The 19,054-nt window shown below is 73.4% G+C and carries 21 protein-coding genes; 13 read left to right on the top strand and 8 right to left on the bottom strand.

Features of this window, described 5'->3' with window-relative positions:
• Positions 1–95: 95 nt before the first annotated feature.
• Positions 96–1,184: a BMP family lipoprotein gene (locus tag HBO46_RS16590; protein WP_224769187.1), complete on the bottom strand. Its 1,089-nt coding sequence runs from the start codon at positions 1,182–1,184 to the stop codon at positions 96–98.
• Positions 1,185–1,407: 223 nt separating this feature from the next.
• Here HBO46_RS16590 and HBO46_RS16585 point away from each other — a divergent pair, with 223 nt between their 5' ends.
• Positions 1,408–1,890 (top strand): cytidine deaminase, encoded by a 483-nt coding sequence (locus HBO46_RS16585; protein WP_166133643.1) that lies wholly within the window; start codon positions 1,408–1,410, stop codon positions 1,888–1,890.
• 10 nt (positions 1,891–1,900) lie between these two features.
• Positions 1,901–3,187, top strand: a complete 1,287-nt coding sequence (locus tag HBO46_RS16580; protein ID WP_166133641.1) for a thymidine phosphorylase — start codon at positions 1,901–1,903, stop codon at positions 3,185–3,187.
• Between the two features lie 16 nt (positions 3,188–3,203).
• On the opposite strand, the gene HBO46_RS16575 is transcribed toward HBO46_RS16580, so the two are convergent.
• Both HBO46_RS16575 and HBO46_RS16570 read right to left on the bottom strand, forming a co-directional pair.
• Complete coding sequence (locus tag HBO46_RS16575) at positions 3,204–4,274, bottom strand: NADH:flavin oxidoreductase/NADH oxidase (protein WP_166133639.1); 1,071 nt, start codon at positions 4,272–4,274, stop codon at positions 3,204–3,206.
• Between the two features lie 126 nt (positions 4,275–4,400).
• Positions 4,401–4,778, bottom strand: a complete 378-nt coding sequence (locus HBO46_RS16570) for a hypothetical protein (protein ID WP_166133637.1) — start codon at positions 4,776–4,778, stop codon at positions 4,401–4,403.
• A 145-nt stretch (positions 4,779–4,923) separates the two neighbouring features.
• On the opposite strand from HBO46_RS16570, the gene HBO46_RS20660 reads away from it, so the two are divergent.
• From HBO46_RS20660 to HBO46_RS16560, 3 genes are all read left to right on the top strand, one after another.
• Positions 4,924–5,190 carry a hypothetical protein gene (locus HBO46_RS20660; protein WP_224769185.1) on the top strand — a complete coding sequence of 89 codons (267 nt, stop codon included), beginning with the start codon at positions 4,924–4,926 and terminating at the stop codon, positions 5,188–5,190.
• Between the two features lie 23 nt (positions 5,191–5,213).
• On the top strand, positions 5,214–6,029 hold the full coding sequence (locus tag HBO46_RS16565) for a hypothetical protein (protein WP_397186018.1): 816 nt from the start codon (positions 5,214–5,216) through the stop codon (positions 6,027–6,029).
• Positions 6,030–6,095: 66 nt separating this feature from the next.
• Positions 6,096–6,470, top strand: coding sequence for a PaaI family thioesterase (locus HBO46_RS16560; protein ID WP_166133635.1), 375 nt, complete (start codon positions 6,096–6,098; stop codon positions 6,468–6,470).
• 35 nt (positions 6,471–6,505) lie between these two features.
• On the opposite strand, the gene HBO46_RS16555 is transcribed toward HBO46_RS16560, so the two are convergent.
• Positions 6,506–6,961: a MaoC family dehydratase gene (locus HBO46_RS16555; RefSeq protein WP_166133633.1), complete on the bottom strand. Its 456-nt coding sequence runs from the start codon at positions 6,959–6,961 to the stop codon at positions 6,506–6,508.
• 65 nt (positions 6,962–7,026) lie between these two features.
• Here HBO46_RS16555 and HBO46_RS16550 point away from each other — a divergent pair, with 65 nt between their 5' ends.
• The gene (locus HBO46_RS16550) at positions 7,027–8,136 is read left to right on the top strand and encodes an adenosine deaminase (protein WP_166133631.1); all 1,110 of its coding nucleotides are present in this window, start codon (positions 7,027–7,029) and stop codon (positions 8,134–8,136) included.
• A gap of 56 nt (positions 8,137–8,192) precedes the next feature.
• Here the strand turns inward: HBO46_RS16550 and HBO46_RS16545 are convergent, their stop codons facing one another.
• On the bottom strand, positions 8,193–8,801 hold the full coding sequence (locus HBO46_RS16545) for an ATP-binding protein (RefSeq protein WP_166133629.1): 609 nt from the start codon (positions 8,799–8,801) through the stop codon (positions 8,193–8,195).
• A 31-nt stretch (positions 8,802–8,832) separates the two neighbouring features.
• A complete protein-coding gene (deoC, locus tag HBO46_RS16540) occupies positions 8,833–9,534 on the bottom strand; it encodes a deoxyribose-phosphate aldolase (protein ID WP_224769182.1) in 702 nt (233 codons plus the stop codon).
• 73 nt (positions 9,535–9,607) lie between these two features.
• On the opposite strand from deoC, the gene HBO46_RS16535 reads away from it, so the two are divergent.
• Positions 9,608–10,186, top strand: a complete 579-nt coding sequence (locus tag HBO46_RS16535; RefSeq protein WP_166133625.1) for a hypothetical protein — start codon at positions 9,608–9,610, stop codon at positions 10,184–10,186.
• A 7-nt stretch (positions 10,187–10,193) separates the two neighbouring features.
• On the opposite strand, the gene HBO46_RS16530 is transcribed toward HBO46_RS16535, so the two are convergent.
• Complete coding sequence (locus HBO46_RS16530) at positions 10,194–11,861, bottom strand: phospho-sugar mutase (protein ID WP_166133623.1); 1,668 nt, start codon at positions 11,859–11,861, stop codon at positions 10,194–10,196.
• 120 nt (positions 11,862–11,981) lie between these two features.
• On the opposite strand from HBO46_RS16530, the gene HBO46_RS16525 reads away from it, so the two are divergent.
• Positions 11,982–12,449: an SRPBCC family protein gene (locus HBO46_RS16525; protein WP_166133621.1), complete on the top strand. Its 468-nt coding sequence runs from the start codon at positions 11,982–11,984 to the stop codon at positions 12,447–12,449.
• Between the two features lie 56 nt (positions 12,450–12,505).
• Here the strand turns inward: HBO46_RS16525 and HBO46_RS16520 are convergent, their stop codons facing one another.
• A complete protein-coding gene (locus tag HBO46_RS16520; protein ID WP_166133619.1) occupies positions 12,506–13,165 on the bottom strand; it encodes a biliverdin-producing heme oxygenase in 660 nt (219 codons plus the stop codon).
• A 241-nt stretch (positions 13,166–13,406) separates the two neighbouring features.
• Here HBO46_RS16520 and HBO46_RS20655 point away from each other — a divergent pair, with 241 nt between their 5' ends.
• Genes HBO46_RS20655 through HBO46_RS16500 form a run of 5 tightly spaced genes read left to right on the top strand, consistent with a single transcriptional unit; the run spans position 13,407 to position 19,026 of the window.
• Positions 13,407–14,522, top strand: coding sequence for a heme/hemin ABC transporter substrate-binding protein (locus HBO46_RS20655; RefSeq protein WP_207950218.1), 1,116 nt, complete (start codon positions 13,407–13,409; stop codon positions 14,520–14,522).
• A complete protein-coding gene (locus HBO46_RS20650; protein ID WP_224769180.1) occupies positions 14,519–15,610 on the top strand; it encodes a FecCD family ABC transporter permease in 1,092 nt (363 codons plus the stop codon). The genes HBO46_RS20655 and HBO46_RS20650 overlap by 4 nt, the downstream gene beginning before the upstream one ends.
• Complete coding sequence (locus HBO46_RS16510) at positions 15,607–16,431, top strand: heme ABC transporter ATP-binding protein (RefSeq protein WP_166133617.1); 825 nt, start codon at positions 15,607–15,609, stop codon at positions 16,429–16,431. Before HBO46_RS20650 ends, HBO46_RS16510 begins: the two co-directional genes overlap by 4 nt.
• A complete protein-coding gene (locus tag HBO46_RS16505; RefSeq protein ID WP_166133615.1) occupies positions 16,416–17,552 on the top strand; it encodes a hypothetical protein in 1,137 nt (378 codons plus the stop codon). The genes HBO46_RS16510 and HBO46_RS16505 overlap by 16 nt, the downstream gene beginning before the upstream one ends.
• Positions 17,539–19,026, top strand: coding sequence for a hypothetical protein (locus HBO46_RS16500; protein ID WP_191480165.1), 1,488 nt, complete (start codon positions 17,539–17,541; stop codon positions 19,024–19,026). The genes HBO46_RS16505 and HBO46_RS16500 overlap by 14 nt, the downstream gene beginning before the upstream one ends.
• The last annotated feature ends 28 nt before the right edge of the window (positions 19,027–19,054 follow it).

Here is a 19,054-nt window from a genome sequence, read left to right as displayed (position 1 = left end):
CTCGCCGCCGCCGGGGACAGGACACGCGTACCGAGCCGGTGTCCAAGTGAACGGGGGGAGGCCGACCGTGGCGGCCGACCTCCCCCCGTCGGAGATCACTGCAGGTAGGACTTCACCTTGATGGAGCCGTCCTGGATCTTGGCGCGGATGTCGTCGAGCTCCGCAGGCAGGGTGTCGGAGACCTTCGACTCCCAGTTGTGGAACGAGGCGATGTCGACGCCCTCGTTCTCCAGGGTGCCGATGTACGGCGTGTTGTCGAAGTTGCCGTCCGCGGCGGCCAGGAGCGCCTCGTAGGTCGACAGGTCCATCGCCTTCTGGATCGAGGTCAGCGCGAGGTCGGCCGCCTTCGGGTCCTTCTCGACGATGTCGGAGTCGACGCCGATCAGGGCGGCGTCGGTGCCGGAGTCGGCGATCGCGGTGATCGCGCCCTCGTAGATCGGGCCACCGACGGGCAGGAGGATGTCGGCGTTCTGGTCGAGCAGCTGCTTGGCGGTGTTGGTGGCCTTCTCGTTGGCCTCGAAGCCGCCGGTGAAGCTGCCGTTCTTGCCGTCCCAGCCGACGACCTTGACGTCGGCGTCCTTCTGCTCGTTGTAGTAGTCGACGCCCTGCTTGAAGCCGTCCATGAAGATGGTGACGGTCGGGTACGGCTCGCCGCCGTAGGTGCCGACGACGCCGGTCTTCGTGGTGTCGGCGGCCGCGTAGCCGGCGAGGAACGCCGCCTGCGAGGTGTCGTAGAGCAGCGGCTTGATGTTGTCGGCGTCCGCGGTGCCGTCGAAGTCGGCGTCGGCCGCGTCGTCGATGAGGATGTAGTCGATGTCGGGGTTGTTGTTCGCCGACTCGATGGTGGCTGCAGCCAGGGCGAAGCCGACCGAGACGATGGCGTCGCAGCCCTCGGCGACCAGGCTCTCGAGGTTCGGGGCGAAGTCGTTCGGGCTGTTGGACTCGACCTCGATGACGTCGGTGCCGAGCTCCTCGGCGGCACGCTTGACGCCCTCGTAGCCGAGCTGGTTGAACGACTTGTCGTCGAAGCCGCCGGCGTCGGACACGATGCAGGGGAGGAAGTCGCTGGCCTTGTTGCCGGACTCGTTGTTGTCCTCCTCCGGTGCCTCGCCGCACGCAACGAGTGCCGTGGACGTCGCCAGGACCGCGACGCTGCCGATGACGGCCTTCCTCAACTTCTTCACAAGTGCCTCCAGATCAAGGTGGCCCCCACCAGCGGGGGCAACGCTGGCACCGTAGTCGCTGCCGGGCGTCGTCGTGACCTCTCCGGGACCCTCGTGCCAAACGGTTACCGAGTTGGAACCTTCGCGGGGTTTAGAACGGCCTGGATGTGGCGTGGATTGCCCTGTCAGGCCGGGTCGGGGACGCTGTTCCTCCCGCGGGCGGCCCGTGGGAGAGGAGAGTGACATGCGCCAGACCCCAGCTGCCAACCTGTCCGGCACCCCCGGTGACACCGCCGGTGACACCACTGTCGACACCTCCGGGGAGCCCTGGCCGGCCCTGCGGGCCGCTGCCGTGGAGGTGGCGGGCCTCGCCTACGCGCCGTACAGCCGCTACGCCGTGGGCGCCGCGGCGCTGGTCGACGACGGCCGGGTCGTGGTCGGGTGCAACGTCGAGAACGCCGGGTACGGCGTGACCCTGTGCGCCGAGTGCGGGCTGGTCTCCTCGCTGATCGCGGGCGGGGGCGGGCGGCTGACCCACTTCGTGTGCGTGAACGGCGCCGGCGAGGTGATCATGCCGTGCGGTCGCTGCCGCCAGCTGCTCTTCGAGCATGGCGGGAACCAGCTGCTGGTGTGGACGGTCGCGGGGGTGCGCACGATGGCGGAGGTCCTCCCGGACGCCTTCGGGCCCGACGACCTGCGCGACGGGGGTCCGGCTACCGACGCGTAGGGTCGGGGACATGTCCGCTCACGACGCCATCGAGGTCATCTCCGCCAAGCGCGACGCGGTCGCGCTCACCGACAGCCAGATCGACTGGGTCGTCGACGCCTACACCCGCGGCGCGGTCGCCGACGAGCAGATGTCGGCGCTGGCGATGGCGATCCTGCTCAACGGCATGGACCGTCGCGAGATCTCGCGCTGGACCGCGGCGATGATCGCCTCCGGCGAGCGGATGGACTTCTCCACGCTGTCGCGCCCGACCGCAGACAAGCACTCCACCGGCGGCGTCGGGGACAAGATCACCCTGCCGCTGGCACCCCTGGTCGCCGCCTGCGGCGTCGCGGTGCCGCAGCTGTCCGGGCGCGGGCTCGGCCACACCGGCGGCACCCTCGACAAGCTCGAGGCGATCCCCGGCTGGCGCGCGACGCTCTCCAACGAGGAGATGCTCGCCCAGCTGGAGTCGATCGGCGCGGTCATCTGCGCGGCCGGCGACGGCCTCGCCCCTGCCGACAAGAAGCTCTACGCGCTGCGCGACGTGACCGGCACCGTCGAGGCGATCCCGCTGATCGCCTCCTCGATCATGAGCAAGAAGATCGCCGAGGGCACCGGCGCGCTGGTCCTCGACGTGAAGGTCGGCACGGGTGCCTTCATGAAGGACCTGGCCAAGGCCCGCGAGCTCGCCGAGACCATGGTCGCGCTCGGCACCGACGCCGGCGTGCGCACCGTCGCGCTGCTCACCGACATGTCCACCCCGCTCGGATGCACCGCCGGCAATGCGATCGAGGTCGCCGAGTCCGTCGAGGTGCTCGCCGGCGGGGGACCTGCCGACGTGGTCGAGCTGACCCTCGCCCTGGCCCGCGAGATGCTCGCCGGTGCCGGCGTCACCGACGTGGACCCCGCCGAGGTGCTCGCCTCCGGCAAGGCGATGGACGTGTGGCGCGAGATGATCCGCGCCCAGGACGGTGACCCCGACGCCGCGATGCCGGTGGCCAAGGAGTCGCACGTCGTCACCGCCCCCGCCACCGGCGTGCTGACCCGACTCGACGCGATGGCGGTCGGGCTCGCCGCCTGGCGCCTGGGCGCCGGCCGGGCCCGCAAGGAGGACCCGGTGCAGGCCGGTGCCGGCGTGGTGTGGCACGCCCGCCCCGGCGACCAGGTCACGGAGGGCCAGCCGCTGCTCACCCTGCTCACCGACGAGCCCGAGCGCTTCGACCGGGCCCTGGCCTCGCTCGAGGGCGGGTACGACGTGGCCGCGGACGGCTCGGCGTACCAGCCCTCGCCGCTGATCATCGACCGGATCGGCTGAGCCTCGCCGTACCGGCTCAGCGGGCGGCGCGGCGGTACTGCGCCGGCCACAGTGCGTCGCCGGTCTCCCCGAGCTCGCGGGCGGCGCGCAGCGGCCAGTGCGGGTCGCGCAGCAGCTCGCGGGCCAGCAGCACCACGTCGGCGGAGCCGTCGGCGAGGATGTCCTCGGCCTGCTTGGCATCGGTGATCAGGCCGACCGCGCCGGTCGCGATCTGGGCCGCGGCCCGGATGCTGCGCGCGAACGGCACCTGGTAGCCCGGCCCGACGGGGATCTCGGCCGGGGCGTTGCCGCCGGTGGAGGTGTCGATGAGGTCGACCCCCTCCTCGCGGAGCAGCGCGGCCAGCTGCACGCTCTCCTCCAGGGTCCAGCCGTCGTCGAGCCAGTCGGTGGCCGAGAGGCGCACGACGAGGGGTACGCCGGCGGCCACCCGGCCGCGGATCTCGCGGGTGACCTCGAGGGTCAGGCGGACCCGGTTGTCGAAGGAGCCGCCGTACTCGTCGTCGCGCAGGTTCGACAGCGGCGAGAGGAACTCGTGCAGCAGGTAGCCGTGGGCGGCGTGCACTTCCAGCACGTCGAAGCCCGCGGCGACGGCGCGCTCGGCGGCGTCACCGAAGGCGGTCACGACGCGGGCGATGCCGGCGGCGTCCAGGGGCTCGGGGTCCGGGTGCAGGCCGGGGTACGGCGTCGCGGACGGCCCGACCGGTCGCCACCCGCCCTCGGACTCGGGGACCGCGCCGCGCTCGCCGGTGAAGCCGGAGTACGTCGAGGCCTTGCGGCCGGCGTGGGCGAGCTGGATGCCCGCCGTGGCGCCCTGGCCGTGCACGAAGTCCACGATCCGCGCCCAGGCGGCCTGCTGCTCGTCGTTCCACAGACCGGTGTCGTCGGGGGAGATCCGCCCCTCGGGGACCACCGCCGTGGCCTCGGTGATCACCAGGCCCGCACCGCCGCGCGCGAAGGAGCCGAGGTGCACCAGGTGCCAGTCGTTCGGCAGGCCGTCGACGGCGGTGTACTGGCACATCGGGGCGACCCACGCCCGGTTGCGGATGGTCACGTCGCGCAGGGTGATCGGGGTGAAGAGCTGGCTCACGGTGGTGCGGTCTCCTGAGGTGCTGAGGCGGGGGGCACTGTTCCCAACCGGGGACGGGGTCCGGTGATTCCGCCGGGGTGGCTGACCGGGTGCCACCGCGGCCCCGGCACCGGGGGTCGCCGTGGGTCAGGACCGGGACCGGACCGCCAGGACGACGCCGACCGCTCCGGCGCCGACCGCCAGTGCGATCGCCGGACGCGGCGGGTGCGCTCGGGTGCCGGACGCGGCGTACGTTCCGCTCGCCCGCGAGGCGAGGACCGACCCGGCGGACCGGTGGGACAGCGCCGATCCGGCGGACCGGTGCGACAGCACCGACCCGGAGGACTGGTGCGAGAGCGCCGAGGCGAACGACATCGAGGACCCGATCGAGAACGCGGAGAGGAACGAGCCGACCGAGAACACGGACCCACACGATCCGACACTGCCGATCGACAGCACCGAGCCGTCCGACCAGAGCGACAGCAGCGAGTCGCGGGAGCCGACCGACCAGCGGGACGTGGACATGTCGGCACTCTAGGCCGGCAGTTGTGGGGACGACACCTGCGACGGCTGTGGCGTGGCGCGGGCGGCCGGGGCGGTCGTTCACAGGCACTCTGACCTGCGACAACGACTCGTCGGGACTGTCGGTGGTCGGTGGTTGAGTAGGTCCATGGAAGCACCCCGCCAGCCCCGATCCGGCCACCCGGTGGCCGCGGCGGTGGCGTGCGTGCACGAGGCGCTGGACGCGGTCGCCGTTGCGCCGGTGGGGTCGCTGAGCGAGGCCGGGGCCGGGGCGGCGCTGCTGGACCTGAGCGCCGAGATCGACCGGTGGCAGGAGCTCCGCCTGCGGGTCGCGGCCCACGCCCACAGCGTCGAGGTCGGCGACGCGGTGGTGCCACGAGCACCGCGAACTGGTGGGCGCACCAGTCCCGTCTGACCCGTCCGGAGACCCACCGGTTGATGCGGCTGCCTCGGGCGCTGGACACCGGGCACCACGACGGCGTCCGCGAGGCGTTGGGCGCGGGGCGCGTTCACCTCGACCAGGCCCAGGTGATCGTCGACGCCGTCGATGATCTGCCCTCGGATCTCGTGGACGACCAGATCCGCGCCAAGGCCGAGACGTTCCTCCTCGAGCAGGCACGCGAGCACGACGCGATCACCCTGCGTCGCCTCGCCAAGCGGCTGGTCGAGGTCGCTGCCCCGGAGCAGGCGGACGCCGCCGAGGCCGCACGGCTCGAGCGTGAGGAGGCCGCTGCCCGCGCCGCCGCGAGACTGACGATGTCGGACGACGGGCACGGCAAGACCCACGGCCGGTTCACCATCCCCACCCATCACGCCGCGATGCTGCGCGCGGCGCTGCTGGCCATCGCGGCCCCGAAGCACCAGCACGCGGTGAACGGAGCCGTGGGCGCAGAGCGGCGGCCGGGTCCGGAGCGGATGGGGCAGGCGTTCTGCGAGTACTGCCAAGCCGGGATCGTGCCCGCCGTCCTCGACGGCCAGGGCCGCCCCCTCGACGTCGGCCGCAAGCGCCGATTCCACACCAAGCCCCACCGCGTCGCCCTCGCCCTGCGCGACGGCGGCTGCACCGCGGAGGGCTGCGACTTGCCGCCGGGTCTGTGCCACGCGCACCACGACGTTCCGTGGTCGCGCGGCGGTGTGACCAGCGTGGCCAGCGGCCGGCTGCTCTGTCCCCGCCACCACGTCCGAGCCCACGACCCTGCCTACGAGACCACGACGCTTGCTGGCGGCAAGCTCACCTTCCACCGGCGTTGCTAGGCCGACCCGCGACGTACCGCAGGTCGGACTGGGGTGGTGACCGATGGCGGTGGGTACCAGCCGCTCGTGACCCACAGCGATCCCGGATTCACCGGCCTGGTCGGCGCCCCTGCTCCCGAGGCCGAGGACGGCGAGGCGCGCCTCGAGGTCGAGGTCGACGAACGCCACCTCAACCCTGCCGGCACCGTGCACGGCGGCATGCTGGCCACACTGGTCGACACGACCATGGGGGCCGCGGTGCGCAGCGCGGCCGACGGCGAGGTGCCGGCCACCAGCCAGCTCACCGTCACCTACCTGCGCCCGGGCAAGCCGGGCACCCTGGTGGTCACGGCCACGGTGCGCAAGCGCGGGGAGAACCTGACGGTCTGTGAGGCGGACGTCGAGCAGGACGGGAAGTCACTCGTCCATGCACTGGCGACGTTCGCGCTGCTGGGGGACTGACCGCGCACCACGCGGACCGCAGCGACCGGCCGCGCTCAGCCGGCGAGCAGCAGCACGACGGTCTCCGCGACGCAGGCCGGCTTGGCCTCGCCCTCGATCTCGACGACCTGCTTCAGCGTCAGCTGGTGACCGGCAGGGAGCTCGGTGAGGGCCACGACGGTGACGGTGAGGCGGATGCGCTTGCCGACCCGGAGCGGGCTGGGGAAGCGGACCTTGTTGAGGCCGTAGTTCAGCTTCGCGCCGGGGGTGTCGAGGGTGAGGACGCCCTGGCCCAGGAAGGGGATCAGCGAGAGGGTCAGGTAGCCGTGCGCGATGGTGCCGCCGAACGGCCCGGCGGCCGCCCGCTCGGTGTCGACGTGGATCCACTGGTGGTCGCCGGTGGCCTCGGCGAAGGCATCGACGCGGGCCTGGTCGACCTCCAGCCAGTCGCTGGTGCCGAGCTCCTGCCCGACCGCGTCGGCGAGCTCCTTGATCTCGGTGAACACGCGCATCCAGGGCTCCTCGGGTTCGGCCCAGCGAATCTCTGGGCGTGACTGCGGGGTGGTTGGATGGCGCCATGAGCGCCAGTGCCGTCGAACCTAACGCCCCTACGCGCGATCTGGTGCTGCGTGCACCGAAGGTCTTGCTCCACGACCACCTCGACGGGGGCCTGCGCCCGCAGACCGTGATCGACCTCGCCGCCGAGCACGGGCACGAGCTGCCGGCCACGACCGCCGACGAGCTCGGCGCCTGGTTCGAGCAGGCGGCCGACTCCGGCTCCCTCGAGCGCTACCTGGAGACCTTCGACCACACCGTCGGGGTCATGCAGACCGCCGACGCGCTGGCCCGGGTCGCCCGCGAGTGCGTCGAGGACCTCGCGGCCGACGGCGTGGTGTACGCCGAGATCCGCTACGCCCCCGAGCAGCACGTCGAGCAGGGCTTGGCCCTCGACGACGTGGTGGCGGCGGTGCAGCGCGGGTTCGACGAGGGCATGGAGGCCGCCGGCGGCCGGATCCTGGTGCGCCAGCTGCTCACCGCGATGCGTCACCAGGCCCGCTCCATGGAGATCGCCGAGCTGGCGGTCGCCTGGCGCGACCGCGGCGTCGCGGGCTTCGACATCGCGGGCGCGGAGGCCGGCTACCCGCCCACCCGTCACCTCGACGCCTTCGAGTACCTCCAGCGCGAGAACTCCCACTTCACCATCCACGCCGGCGAGGCCTTCGGGCTGCCGTCGATCTGGCAGGCCATCCAATGGTGCGGCGCGGACCGCCTCGGCCACGGCGTGCGCATCGTCGACGACATCACCGTGCGCGAGGACGGCCGCGTCGACCTCGGCCGGCTCGCGGCGTACGTGCGCGACAAGCGGATCCCGCTCGAGCTGTGCCCGGCGTCCAACGTGCAGACCGGCGCCGCCGCGTCGATCGCCGAGCACCCGATCGGGCTGCTGACCCGGCTGCGGTTCCGGGTCACCGTCAACACCGACAACCGGCTGATGAGCCACACCTCGATGACCGACGAGATGTGGAACCTGTGCGAGGCGTTCGGCTTCGGGGTGCGCGACCTGGAGTGGTTCACCCTCAACGCGATGAAGTCGGCGTTCCTGCCCTTCGACGAGCGGCTCGCGCTGATCAACCAGGTCATCAAGCCGGCGTACGCCGCCCTGACCGCGGAGCTCACCGGCCCCTGAGCCGTCGCCACAAGCGCCGACTCGCGCAACCACGAGGGCCGACTCGGCGGGCGGGGTCAGCGGGGGCGGGCGGTCTCGAGGGTGCGGATGTCGGCGAGCGCCTGCTCCGGGGTGACCGGGCGGCAGCCGCGGGCCTCCGCGCGGGCCACGACCTGGCGCTCGCCGCGCATCAGGTCCAGGCCGCGGCGCAGCAGCACCAGCGGGGGCTTGCGGCGCTCGCGCAGGTCGCGGGTCAGCCGCAGCGCGAAGGTCACGAGCGGGTGCCGCCGGATGCAGTACGCCGCGGCGAGCAGCCCTTGCGTGTCGGCCGGGTGGGCCACCAGCTCGGCGAAGATGCCCTCGGCGATGAAGAGCCGGTGCTCGCCCAGGTCCAGGTCGCGCCAGCCGGTGCGCCCGTCGTGGGCGATGTCGTAGATCGGCACCTTCGTGTGCCCGTCGCGGCACAGCGCGGTGATCGCCGCGAGCGCGTCGTCGAGGTGCCAGGCGTCGACGTGGTCCCAGTCGACCATCCCGGCGTTCGCGCCCACGGTGATCACCGGCAGCGTCGGGTCGGAGCCATCCTTGTAGAAGTCGTCCAGGCGCAGCACCGGGAGCCCGGTGCGCGCGGCGAGCCTGCTCTTGCCGGAGCCGGAGGGCCCGGCAAGGACGATCACCTGGGCGCGCACCGGATCATTGTGCCCGATGCCCCGCGGCGGCTCAGTAGGTGCCGGTGCCCTTGTCGTCACCGTCGCCGCCCAGCAGCGCGCGGCTGCCGGAGACGCCGAGGCGCGAGGCGCCGGCCGCGATCATCGCGCGGGCCTGCTCCAGGGTGCGCACGCCGCCGGAGGCCTTGACCTTGGCGCGGTCGCCCACGGTCTCGGCCATCAGGCGTACGGCGTGCTCGGTGGCGCCGCCCGCGGGGTGGAAGCCGGTGGAGGTCTTGACGAAGTCCGCGCCGGCGGCCACGGCGGCCCGGCACACGGCGACGATCTGCTCGTCGTCGAGCGCAGCGGACTCGATGATGACCTTGAGGACCGTCGGGGCGGGGGCTGCGGCACGCACTGCGGCGATGTCGGCCTGCACGTCCTCGAAGCGCCCCTCACGGGCGGCGCCGACGTCGATGACCATGTCGATCTCGTCGGCACCGAGCTGGACGGACTCGGCCGCCTCGGCGGCCTTCACCGATGAGGTGTGCTTGCCGCTCGGGAAGCCGCAGACCACGGCGACCTTGAGGTCGCTGTCGGCCGGCACGTCGAGGGGCAGCATCGAGGGGGAGACGCACACCGAGTACGTGCCCAGCTCGACGGCCTCGGCGACGAGTGCGGCCACGTCGGCGCGGGTGGCCTCGGGCTTGAGCAGGGTGTGGTCGATGGTGCGGGCGACGTCGGCGGGGGAGGGTGCACTGGTGGAGGCGGTCACCGCGCCAGCATAGGCTCGTCGGCGACAGGCCCGACATCGCTGGCGCTCGTGCGCCGGCTCCGAGGAGTGTGGCGTGACCGAGCAGGTCGTGGAGCGGTTCAAGCCGACCAGTGGGCGGATCATGGGGACGATCGGGCTGGTGCTGGTCGCCATCGCCCTCGTGCTCGGGCTCCTCGACCCCGACAGCGGCTTCGGCGGCCCGGTGCTCGCCGGCGCGGTCGGCCTCGGCGTGCTCACCTGGGCCTCCTCGCTGCGCCCCGCGATGTGGGTGACCACCGACTCGCTGGTGATGCGCAACATGTTCGACACCGTCACGATCCCGCTCGCGGCCATCGAGCAGGTGGCCGTGCAGCAGGTCACGGCCGTGCGCGCCGGCGACCGCCGCTACATCTCCCCGGTCGTCGGCCGCAGCCTGCGCCAGGCCATGAAGGGCCGCCGCCACACCGAGGGCGCGGTGCCCGCGTCGTACGCCGACATGGTGGAGCAGCGGATCCGGCACCTGGCCGACGAGGCTGCCGCGGCCCGGGGCATCCGCCCGCGGTCCGAGGAGCAGGTCGCGCTCGGCCGCGAGGTGCGCCGTCAGCCGGCCTGGGCCGAGATCGTGCTGCTGGTCGCGGCGGTCGTCGGCTTCGTGATCGCCCTCGCGGTCTGAGCGCCCCTCAGATCCCGGCGGCCGCGCGGATGTCGCCGCGCAGCGCGTCGAGGCGGCCGGCGGCGTTGATCCGCGCGGCGTCGACGGCGTCGGTGCCGGACTGGTCGGCCTCCACGGGGACGACGACCTCCAGGTAGCACTTGAGCTTGGGCTCGGTGCCGCTCGGCCGTACGACGACCCGCGCGCCGCCCGCGAGGCGGTAGCGCAGCCCGTCGGTCGGGGGCAGCAGCTCGCTGCCCAGGTTGAGGTCGTCGACGCCCTCCACGGCCAGGCCGCCCAGGGTGGTCGGCGGGGTGCTGCGCAGCCGGGCCATCGCGGCGCCGATCTCGGCGAGGTCGGTGACGCGCACGGACAGCTGGTCGGTGGCGTGCAGGCCGTGGGTGCGGGCGAGGTCGTCGAGCAGGTCGGTGAGCGAGCGGCCCTCGGCCTTGAGGCTCGCGGCGAGCTCGCACAGCAGCAGCAGCGCGGAGACGCCGTCCTTGTCGCGCACGTGCTCGGGGTCCACGCAGTAGCCGAGCGCCTCCTCGTAGCCGAACGCGAGCCCCTCGACCCGGCCGATCCACTTGAAGCCGGTCAGCGTCTCGGCGTACGGCTGTCCCGCGGCGGCGGCCATCTTCGACAGCAGCGTCGAGGACACGATCGTGGTCGCGTAGACGCCCTCGGCGCCGCGTGCGAGCAGCGCGTGGGCCAGCAGAGCGCCCACCTCGTCGCCGCGCAGCATCCGCCAGCCGTGCGGCCCGGGCACCGCGGCGGCGCAGCGGTCGGCGTCGGGGTCGTTGGCGACCACCAGGTCGGCGCGGTGCGCGGCGGCGAGCGCCATCGCCAGGTCCATCGCGCCCGGCTCCTCGGGGTTCGGGAAGGCGACGGTCGGGAACTCCGGGTCCGGCTGCTCCTGCTCGGCGACGACCCGTGGGGCGGAGAACCCGGCGGTCTCGAGCACCTGCACGACCGAGGCCCCACCGACGCCGTGCAGCGGGGTGTAGACGATGTCGAGGTCGCGGGGGCCGTCGCCGGCGAGCCCGGCGACGACGTCGAGGTAGCGGTCCACGATGGTCTCGTCGAGCACCCGGCCGGGGGCGCCGCGCGGGATCGTGTCGAGGTGGCCGACCGCGTGGATGCGGGCCGCGATCTCGGTGTCGGCCGGCGCCACGATCTGGCTGCCGTCGCCGAGGTAGACCTTGTAGCCGTTGTCCTGGGGCGGGTTGTGGCTCGCGGTCACCATCACGCCGGCCACGCAGCCGAGCTCGCGGATCGCGTAGGCCAGCAGCGGCGTCGGCAGCGGCCGGGGCAGCAGGTGGGCGGTGAAGCCCGCGCCGGTCATCACCTCGGCGGTGTCGCGGGCGAAGACGTCGGAGTTGTGGCGCGCGTCGTACCCGATCACCACGGGGCTACCGGGGCGGGCGCCGGTGTCGCGCAGGTACGCCGCGAGGCCGGCCGCGGCGCGCAGCACGACCACGCGGTTCATCCGGTTCGGGCCGGGGCCGAGGGCGCCGCGCAGGCCGGCGGTGCCGAACTCCAGGGTGCCGTCGAACGCGTCGGCCAGCCGGGCGGGGTCGCCGCCCGCCTCGACGTCGCGCACCATCGCCTCGAGGTCGGCGCGGGTGTGCTCGTCGGGGTCCTCGGCCGCCCAGCTCCGGGCGCGGGAGAGCAGGAGGTCCACCTCGGGGGTCGTCATGGACCGCACGCTAGTACGTCGCGGCGCTGCGGCCATCTCGGCGGCGGGGTCGGCCGCCCGGACAGGCGCCGGACGGGCCCCGGGGCCGGCCCCAGTCGCCCGGTCGGCATGCTGGGACGGGTGCGAGCGACCTATTTCTTCCGTGACTCCTGGCACGTGGCGGCGAGCCCCGAGCGGGTGCGCGACGTGGTGATCGACCTCGAGCGCTACCCGCTGTGGTGGCCGCAGGTGGTCGCGGTCGCCTCGCTGGGCCCCGACGACGCGCGGGTGCTGTGCCGCTCGGCGCTGCCCTACACCCTGGACCTGGTGCTGCACGCGGTCACCCGGGAGCTGCCGGTGCTGGAGGTCGAGGTCTCCGGGGACCTGGCCGGGCGCATCGGGTTCACCGTCACCGAGGAGCCCGGCCGTGCGGGCGGCGCCGGGGGAGCCCGGCTGGACTTCGCCCAGGAGGTCGTGGTGAGCGGGCCGCTCGCCGTCGCCTCGCGGGTGGCGCGGCCGCTGCTGATCTGGAACCACGAGCGGATGATGCGCGGGTGCCGGCAGGGGCTCGCGCGGCGGCTGGCCGAGCAGGCCCCCGAGACGCACTGACCGCGGTCGGCCCGGAGGCCGACCGCGGTCAGGGAGACGAGGGGAGGCGTGCGCCGTCAGCGGCGGTAGGCGTCCATCGAGGCGCTGAGCTCGTCGAAGAGCGCCTGGTTGTGGCGGAACGCCTCCTGCACCTCGGCCACGACCTCGGCGCGCTGGGCGGCGTCGAGAGGGAGCGCGTCGAGGCGGGCGCGGTAGCCGTCCTTGTAGTCCTTCGGCTTCGCGATGGTCTCGAAGTCGTAGAACGCGATGCCCTGGCCGGTCGAGCCGTAGGTGCGGTCGATGATCCGGCCGATCGCGAGACCGCCGGAGAGGTCGCCGAGGTAGCGGGTGTAGTGGTGGGCGATGAACCTCAGCGGCGAGGAGGCCGCCGCCCGCACGCGCTCGGCGTACGCCGTGGCCGCGGGGCTGTCGATGTCGAGGGAGCCGCCACCGCTCCAGTGCGCGATGTCGGACTCGATCGCGGCGAGGCGGTCGAGCGCCGGGTCGTAGAGCTCCGCGGCGATCGGGTCGTCGGCCAGATCACGCCCGACCTCCTCCAGCGCCGCGTAAACTCGACGCAGCACCCGCAGGTAGTCGGTGTAGCCCGCCTCGTTGATGCGCCCGGCCATCAGCTCGGAGGTGAACGTCGCGTTCTCGGCATCGCTGTGCTGAGCCAACGACCCCTGGCGCATCGCGGTCGAGAGAGGCATGTCGAGGTCGGCTTCGACGGTGGTCATGGGGAACTCTCCTGCGAGCGGTGGCCACGGGGGCCGAGCGGGTGTGACGGGCACAACCAGCATGCCCGGGATTAGACACAGTGTCAGAAAGATCGTGACATCTTGTCAAGAAGGCGGGAGAAATCAGTTAGGTGGACCTAAGTAATGTTAGGCTCGGCTTACTGGCCTGGCCAGCGTTCTCAGATTCCCATGATGGAACCGGCCCGCTCGGGGGCTGCTCACTGAAACGGATGGATGTCTCATGACCACCCCCGCGCGCCGCCTGAGGTCCCGCCTCGCGATCCCGGTCGTGACCGCCGCCGTCCTGCTCAGCGGGTGCGGAGTGTCCCTGGGCGACAGTGGTGCCGAGGGTGGCAAGGACGCCGGCGCCGCCGCGCCGCCGCTCTCCGAGGTCGAGCCGCTCGACGACGTGCGCGGCTGGGAGGGCTCGGTCAACGCGGTCGCCGAGGAGCAGGTCGAGCCGGTCGTGGAGCAGGCGGAGCCGCAGCTGCCGGTCACCGTCACCGACGCCCAGGGCACCAAGGTGACCGTCACCGACGCGAGCCGCATCCTGCCGCTGGACATCTACGGCACCCTGTCGCGCACCGTCTTCGAGCTCGGCCTGGGCGATCAGGTGGTCGGTCGCGAGATCGCCACCCAGTTCGACGCCGCCGCCGACCTGCCGCTGGTGACCCAGAACGGCCACGACCTCAACGCCGAGGCGATCCTCGAGCTCGACCCGACGGTGATCATCACCGACACCTCGCTGGGCCCGTGGGACGCGATCCTGCAGATGCGCGACGCCGGCATTCCCGTCGTGGTGGTCGACTCCGAGCGCTCGCTGGACACCGTCTCGAGCCTGATCGAGGACGTCGCCGAGGCCCTCGGGGTCCCCGAGCAGGGCGCCGCCCTTGCCGAGCGCACGCAGGCGGAGGTCGACGCGGTGACCGAGCAGATCGCCGACGTCGCGCCCAGCGAGCGCGGCGAGAAGCTGCGGGCCGTGTTCCTCTACGTCCGCGGCCAGTCGGGCGTCTACTACATGTTCGGCGAGAAGTCCGGCGCCGACTCCCTCATCGACGCGCTCGGCCTCTACGACGTGGCCGGGGAGATCGGCTGGAACGGCATGAAGCCGATCACCGACGAGGGCCTGGTCGACGCGCAGCCCGACGTGGTGCTGATGATGACCAAGGGCCTGGACTCCGTGGGCGGCGCCGACGGGCTGCTCGAGCGCCTGCCCGCCCTCGCCCAGACGCCGGCGGGCCAGAACAAGCGGATCGTCACCATGGAGGACTCCCAGATCCTCGGCTTCGGCCCCGCGGCCGCGACCACCCTGAACTCCCTCGCCGTCGCGCTCTACGCGCCCCAGGCCCTCTCGTGACGAGCGTCTCCGTCGCGCCCGGCAGCGGCACGCGCCCCCGTGGGGCGATCGGCTCGCTCGCCGGACGCATCGGGCTGCTCGGCGGCCTCGGGGTCGCCCTGCTCGCCGCGATCATCGTCGCGGCCGGGCAGGGGCAGCTCGACGTACCCGCCTCCGAGGTGCTCGGGTCGGTGCTGCACCACCTCGGCATCGACGCCGGGCCGCTGCCCAGCCATCCGCAGGGCGAGAACACGCTGTGGCAGGTGCGGTTCCCGCGCGTGGCGATGGCCGCCCTCGCCGGCGCCGCGCTGGCCGCCGCGGGCGCGCTGATGCAGGGCGTGTTCGGCAACCCGCTCGCCGAGCCGGGCGTCGTCGGGGTCTCCTCGGGCGCGGCGTTCGCCGCCGCGGCCGTCATCGTCTTCGGCTGGACCTTCGCGGGGACCTGGACCATCGCGCTGTGCGCGTTCGTCGGTGGCCTGGTGACCACGCTGCTGGTCTACGTCATGTCGCGCTCCGGTGGCCGCACCGAGGTGGTCACGCTGGTGCTGACCGGCATCGCGATCAACGCGGTGACCAGCGCCGGCTTGGCCTTCCTGCTCTTCCTCGGCGACCAGCAGGCCCGCGAGGAGATCGTCTTCTGGCAGCTGGGCAGCCTCAACGGCTCGCGCTGGGAGTACGTCGGCGTGGTCGCCCCGCTCGCGCTCGCCGGCATCGTGGCCGCGCTGCTGCTGGCCCCGCGCCTCGACCTGCTCGCCCTCGGTGACCGCGCCGCGCGCCACGTGGGCGTCGACGTCGAGCGGCTGCGCATCGTCGCGATCGTCGTCGTCGCGCTGCTGACGGGCGCGGCCGTCGCCTTCTGCGGGATCATCGCCTTCGTCGGCCTGGTCGTGCCGCACCTGATCCGGATGATCGCCGGGCCCGGGCACCGGATGCTGGTGCCCGCCAGCGCGCTCGGCGGCGCCGTCCTGCTGGTGCTCGCCGACCTGTGGGCGCGCACCGCGATCGCCTACGCGGATCTGCCGATCGGCATGCTGACCTCGCTCATCGGCGGCCCCTTCTTCTTCTGGCTGCTGCGCCGCGCCCGTCGTACGGCGGGGGGCTGGGCATGAGCGCCGTCCTCTCCGCCCACGGCGTCGGGGTCCGCATCGAGGGCCGCGCGATCCTCGCCGAGGTCGACCTCGAGGTGCGCCCCGGGGAGGTCGTGGCCCTGGTGGGCCCCAACGGCGCCGGCAAGTCCACGCTGCTGGGCGTGCTCTCCGGCGACGTCGACCCGACCGAGGGCCACGTCGAGCTGCGCGGGCGCAAGATCGCCAAGCACTCGGCCAAGGAGCTCTCCCGCGAGCGCGGCGTGCAGCTGCAGAAGCAGGGCCTGGCCTTCGGCTTCCGCGTCGAGGAGGTGGTCCGGATGGGCCGCTCGCCGTGGTACCGCACCCCGGCCTCCGACCGCGACGACGAGGTCGTCGAGGCCAGCCTCGAGCGTGCCGACGTGACCGAGATGGCCCAGCGGCTCTTCCCGACCCTCTCCGGCGGTGAGCAGGCACGCACCTCCTTCGCCCGGCTGCTGGCCCAGGAGACACCGCTGATGTTCCTCGACGAGCCGACCGCCGCGCTCGACATCCGCCACCAGGAGCAACTGCTCTCCGTGGTCCGCGAGGCCGCCGAGGCCGGTGCCGCGGTGGTGGTCGTGCTCCACGACCTCTCCCTCGCCGCGGCGTACGCCGACCGCGTCTGCGTGCTCGCCGGCGGCCGGCTGCGTGCCGACGGCCCGCCGGCCGAGGTGCTGACCGGCGAGCTGCTGACCGAGGTGTACGCCCACCCCGTCGACGTCCTGCACCACGACGGCCGACTGGTCGTCGTCCCCGTCCGGCCACGCGGCGGCCCGACCGCCGCCACCACCACCGATGAGGAGGCCTCGTGCTCCGCCGTGTGAGCGCCGCGCTCGTGGCGCTGGCCACCGCCGCCGTCATCGTCCCGGCCGCCGCGCCCCCGGCCCACGCCGCCGGCCGGGTGACGGTCGTCAACGACCGCGGCAGCGCCGCGATCGACGACAGCTACTCGACCACGCTGACCGTCAGCGGCAGCGGCTTCCAGTCCGTCAAGGGCGGCCACGGCGGCGTCTACGTCTGGTTCGGCACCGTCTCCGGAGCCTGGCAGCCCAGCAAGGGCGGTGTGTCGGGCGAGGACTACGTCTACGTCCCCGACAGCGAGTCCAAGAACAACGCCGGACACCAGCGCTACGTCGCGTTCCCCGGATCCGACACCGCCGCGTCCGCCAACGGCGGGTCGATGAGCGAGAGCGGCTCCTGGCGGGTCCAGCTCGTCGTCCCGGGCCCGGTCTTCCAGGCCGTCGGACGCAACGGGTCGGTGCGCACGGTCGACTGCCGCGAGGTCACCTGCGGGGTCATCACGATCGGCGCCCACGGCGTCAAGAACGCCAACAACGAGACCTTCACTCCGCTGCCGGTGCGCGAGGTGTACGCCGAGCAGTCGGCCGGCTCCGAGGACGCCGCCGCCGAGGACACGTCCTCGGAGACCGGGTCCGGTGCGGGGACGAGCACCGGCTCCGGTGCCGGCGCGACCACGGTCCCGGGCACGTCCGGGACCCCCACGACCGCTCCCGGCACCGGCAAGCCGGCGCGCGGCGCCAAGCCCGCGCTCGAGGTCGACCGGGCCTCCGCCTCGGTCGGCAACGTGCTGTCCTTCACCGGCAGTGGCCTGCCCGCCGGACGCCAGGTGACCGTCGTCCTGGACGACGGGGCCGCGGCGGCCGGGCCGTTCCTGGTCGGCGCCGACGGCGGCATCGCCGGCGTGATCGGCCTGCCCGCCGACACCCGGCCCGGCACCCACGAGCTGCGGGTCTTCGGCGTCGAGGACGCCCCCACTGTCAGCTTCGCGGTGACCTCGGCCGAGGACGCCGAGGAGGTCGCGACCGAGGAGGAGGACTCCGACCGGGCCGCGGTGATCTTCGCGGCCGCCGCCGGGGTCGTGCTGCTCGCCGCTCTCGTGCTCACGCTCCTGCGTGTGCGGAGGTCGCGCCGTGTGGCGAGCTGACCGACGCATCCTGGCCCGTCGCGGTCTCGCCGCGGGTGCGGCGGCGCTCGCCCTGACCTGCTTCGGCGTCGCCGTCGGCGGGGGAGCGGGCGCGGTCGAGGCCGCGCCGACGTCGTCCCCCACCTCCGTGCCCACCACGGGGCCCACCACGGGGCCCACCACGGGGCCCACCACGGGGCCGACCACGGGGCCGACCGCCGACCCGACGACGGGGCCGACCGATGAGCCCTCCGGCACGCCCACCCCCTCGGACCCGCCGAGCACCGACCCGACCGGCGAGCCCACGACCGGTCCCACCGAGGACCCCACCGAGGACCCGGAGAGCGGTGTCCTCGAGGTGAGCGAGGCGGTCTTCCGCTGGGGCGTGAGCAACCAGAGCAACGCGCGCTCGCACAACCCGGTCTCGATCAACTTCCTCGCCGCCGGCGTGGCCAACCCCGGTGGCGGCGGACGGCAGCTTCGCCAGGACCAGTGGCGCGCCGCGCAGGGCAACACCGAGATCCAGAAGCGACGGCCCGACGGCAGCTACGCCCGGGCGACGTGGAAGGGGCTCGGCACCACCGCCGACGGCCGCACCGCGATCGACATGGAGCGCGACTTCAGCGATCACCACGTGGTGATCCGCGGCGGCACCGGCACCGTCGACCCCGCCTCCGGCGACGCCGAGGTCGCCTGGAAGGGCACCTTCACGGTCGTCTACTACGGCGGCAACACGGTCTTCACGATCAGCGACCCGCGCCTGGTGGTCGAGGACGGCGTCGGCCAGGTGACCGCCACGATGGGCGGCTTCTACGCCGACCGCAACGACACCACCCGGTGGCAGCGGGCGACGCAGCGCAAGGCGGTCATCGCCGACCTGCCCGACGTCGACCTGGGCGAGCTCGGCACGACCGTGCAGCCGGCGTACGACGGGGTGCGGACCAGCGGCGGCAGCGAGCCGCAGCGCACCGAGGGCGAGGACTGGGGGTCCTTCCCGCAGAGCTTCGTGAAGTACTTGGTCCCGCTCAACACCGACCAGTTCTGGTACTCGACCGGCCTGTCGACCGACAGCACCAAGCGGCCGCTGCCGATGACGTTCAGCTGGACCGCCCGCGAGGTCACGCCGCCGCAGCCGACCCCCACCGACGAGCCGTCCGCGACCCCGTCGAACCCGGTCGTCACCCCGCCGCCGGCCGCCGGTACGCCGGTCGCAGGCGGCGCGCTGCCGGGCGGCACCGCGCCGGTCAGCGGCTCGCAGCCGGCCGGTGGGCAGCCGCTTGTCGGCGTCCCGGCCGGGGCGGTCGGGACCGCGACCGCCGAGGGCACCGGCACCCTGCCCGCCTCGACCCAGCTGGTCGCCTCGGCGCCGAGCGCCGGTGCCGCAGCCGGCTCCGGGTCGCCGTGGTGGTGGGCCGGCGGCGCCGCGCTGCTGCTCAGCGCCCTCCTCCTGATTCTTCCCGGTGGGGTCCTCCTCCCGGTCTCCCGGCGTCACTGACGCCACCGCTCCACCCTCCCGCTGAAAG

Origin of the sequence: Nocardioides ochotonae (assembly GCF_011420305.2) — a bacterium.
Lineage (GTDB): Bacteria > Actinomycetota > Actinomycetes > Propionibacteriales > Nocardioidaceae > Nocardioides > Nocardioides ochotonae.
This window is presented reverse-complemented; position numbering and strand designations above follow the sequence as displayed.

What these genes read in the sequence shown, in the direction of transcription:
- HBO46_RS16585 (WP_166133643.1), top strand. Translation starts at nt 1,408, where the DNA reads ATGCGCCAGACCCCAGCTGCCAACCTGTCCGGCACCCCCGGTGACACC.
- HBO46_RS16580 (WP_166133641.1), top strand. Translation starts at nt 1,901, where the DNA reads ATGTCCGCTCACGACGCCATCGAGGTCATCTCCGCCAAGCGCGACGCG.
- HBO46_RS16570 (WP_166133637.1), bottom strand. Translation starts at nt 4,778, where the DNA reads ATGTCCACGTCCCGCTGGTCGGTCGGCTCCCGCGACTCGCTGCTGTCG.
- HBO46_RS20660 (WP_224769185.1), top strand. Translation starts at nt 4,924, where the DNA reads ATGGAAGCACCCCGCCAGCCCCGATCCGGCCACCCGGTGGCCGCGGCG.
- HBO46_RS16565 (WP_397186018.1), top strand. Translation starts at nt 5,214, where the DNA reads ATGCGGCTGCCTCGGGCGCTGGACACCGGGCACCACGACGGCGTCCGC.
- HBO46_RS16555 (WP_166133633.1), bottom strand. Translation starts at nt 6,961, where the DNA reads ATGCGCGTGTTCACCGAGATCAAGGAGCTCGCCGACGCGGTCGGGCAG.
- HBO46_RS16550 (WP_166133631.1), top strand. Translation starts at nt 7,027, where the DNA reads ATGAGCGCCAGTGCCGTCGAACCTAACGCCCCTACGCGCGATCTGGTG.
- HBO46_RS16530 (WP_166133623.1), bottom strand. Translation starts at nt 11,861, where the DNA reads ATGACGACCCCCGAGGTGGACCTCCTGCTCTCCCGCGCCCGGAGCTGG.
- HBO46_RS16520 (WP_166133619.1), bottom strand. Translation starts at nt 13,165, where the DNA reads ATGACCACCGTCGAAGCCGACCTCGACATGCCTCTCTCGACCGCGATG.
- HBO46_RS20655 (WP_207950218.1), top strand. Translation starts at nt 13,407, where the DNA reads ATGACCACCCCCGCGCGCCGCCTGAGGTCCCGCCTCGCGATCCCGGTC.
- HBO46_RS16510 (WP_166133617.1), top strand. Translation starts at nt 15,607, where the DNA reads ATGAGCGCCGTCCTCTCCGCCCACGGCGTCGGGGTCCGCATCGAGGGC.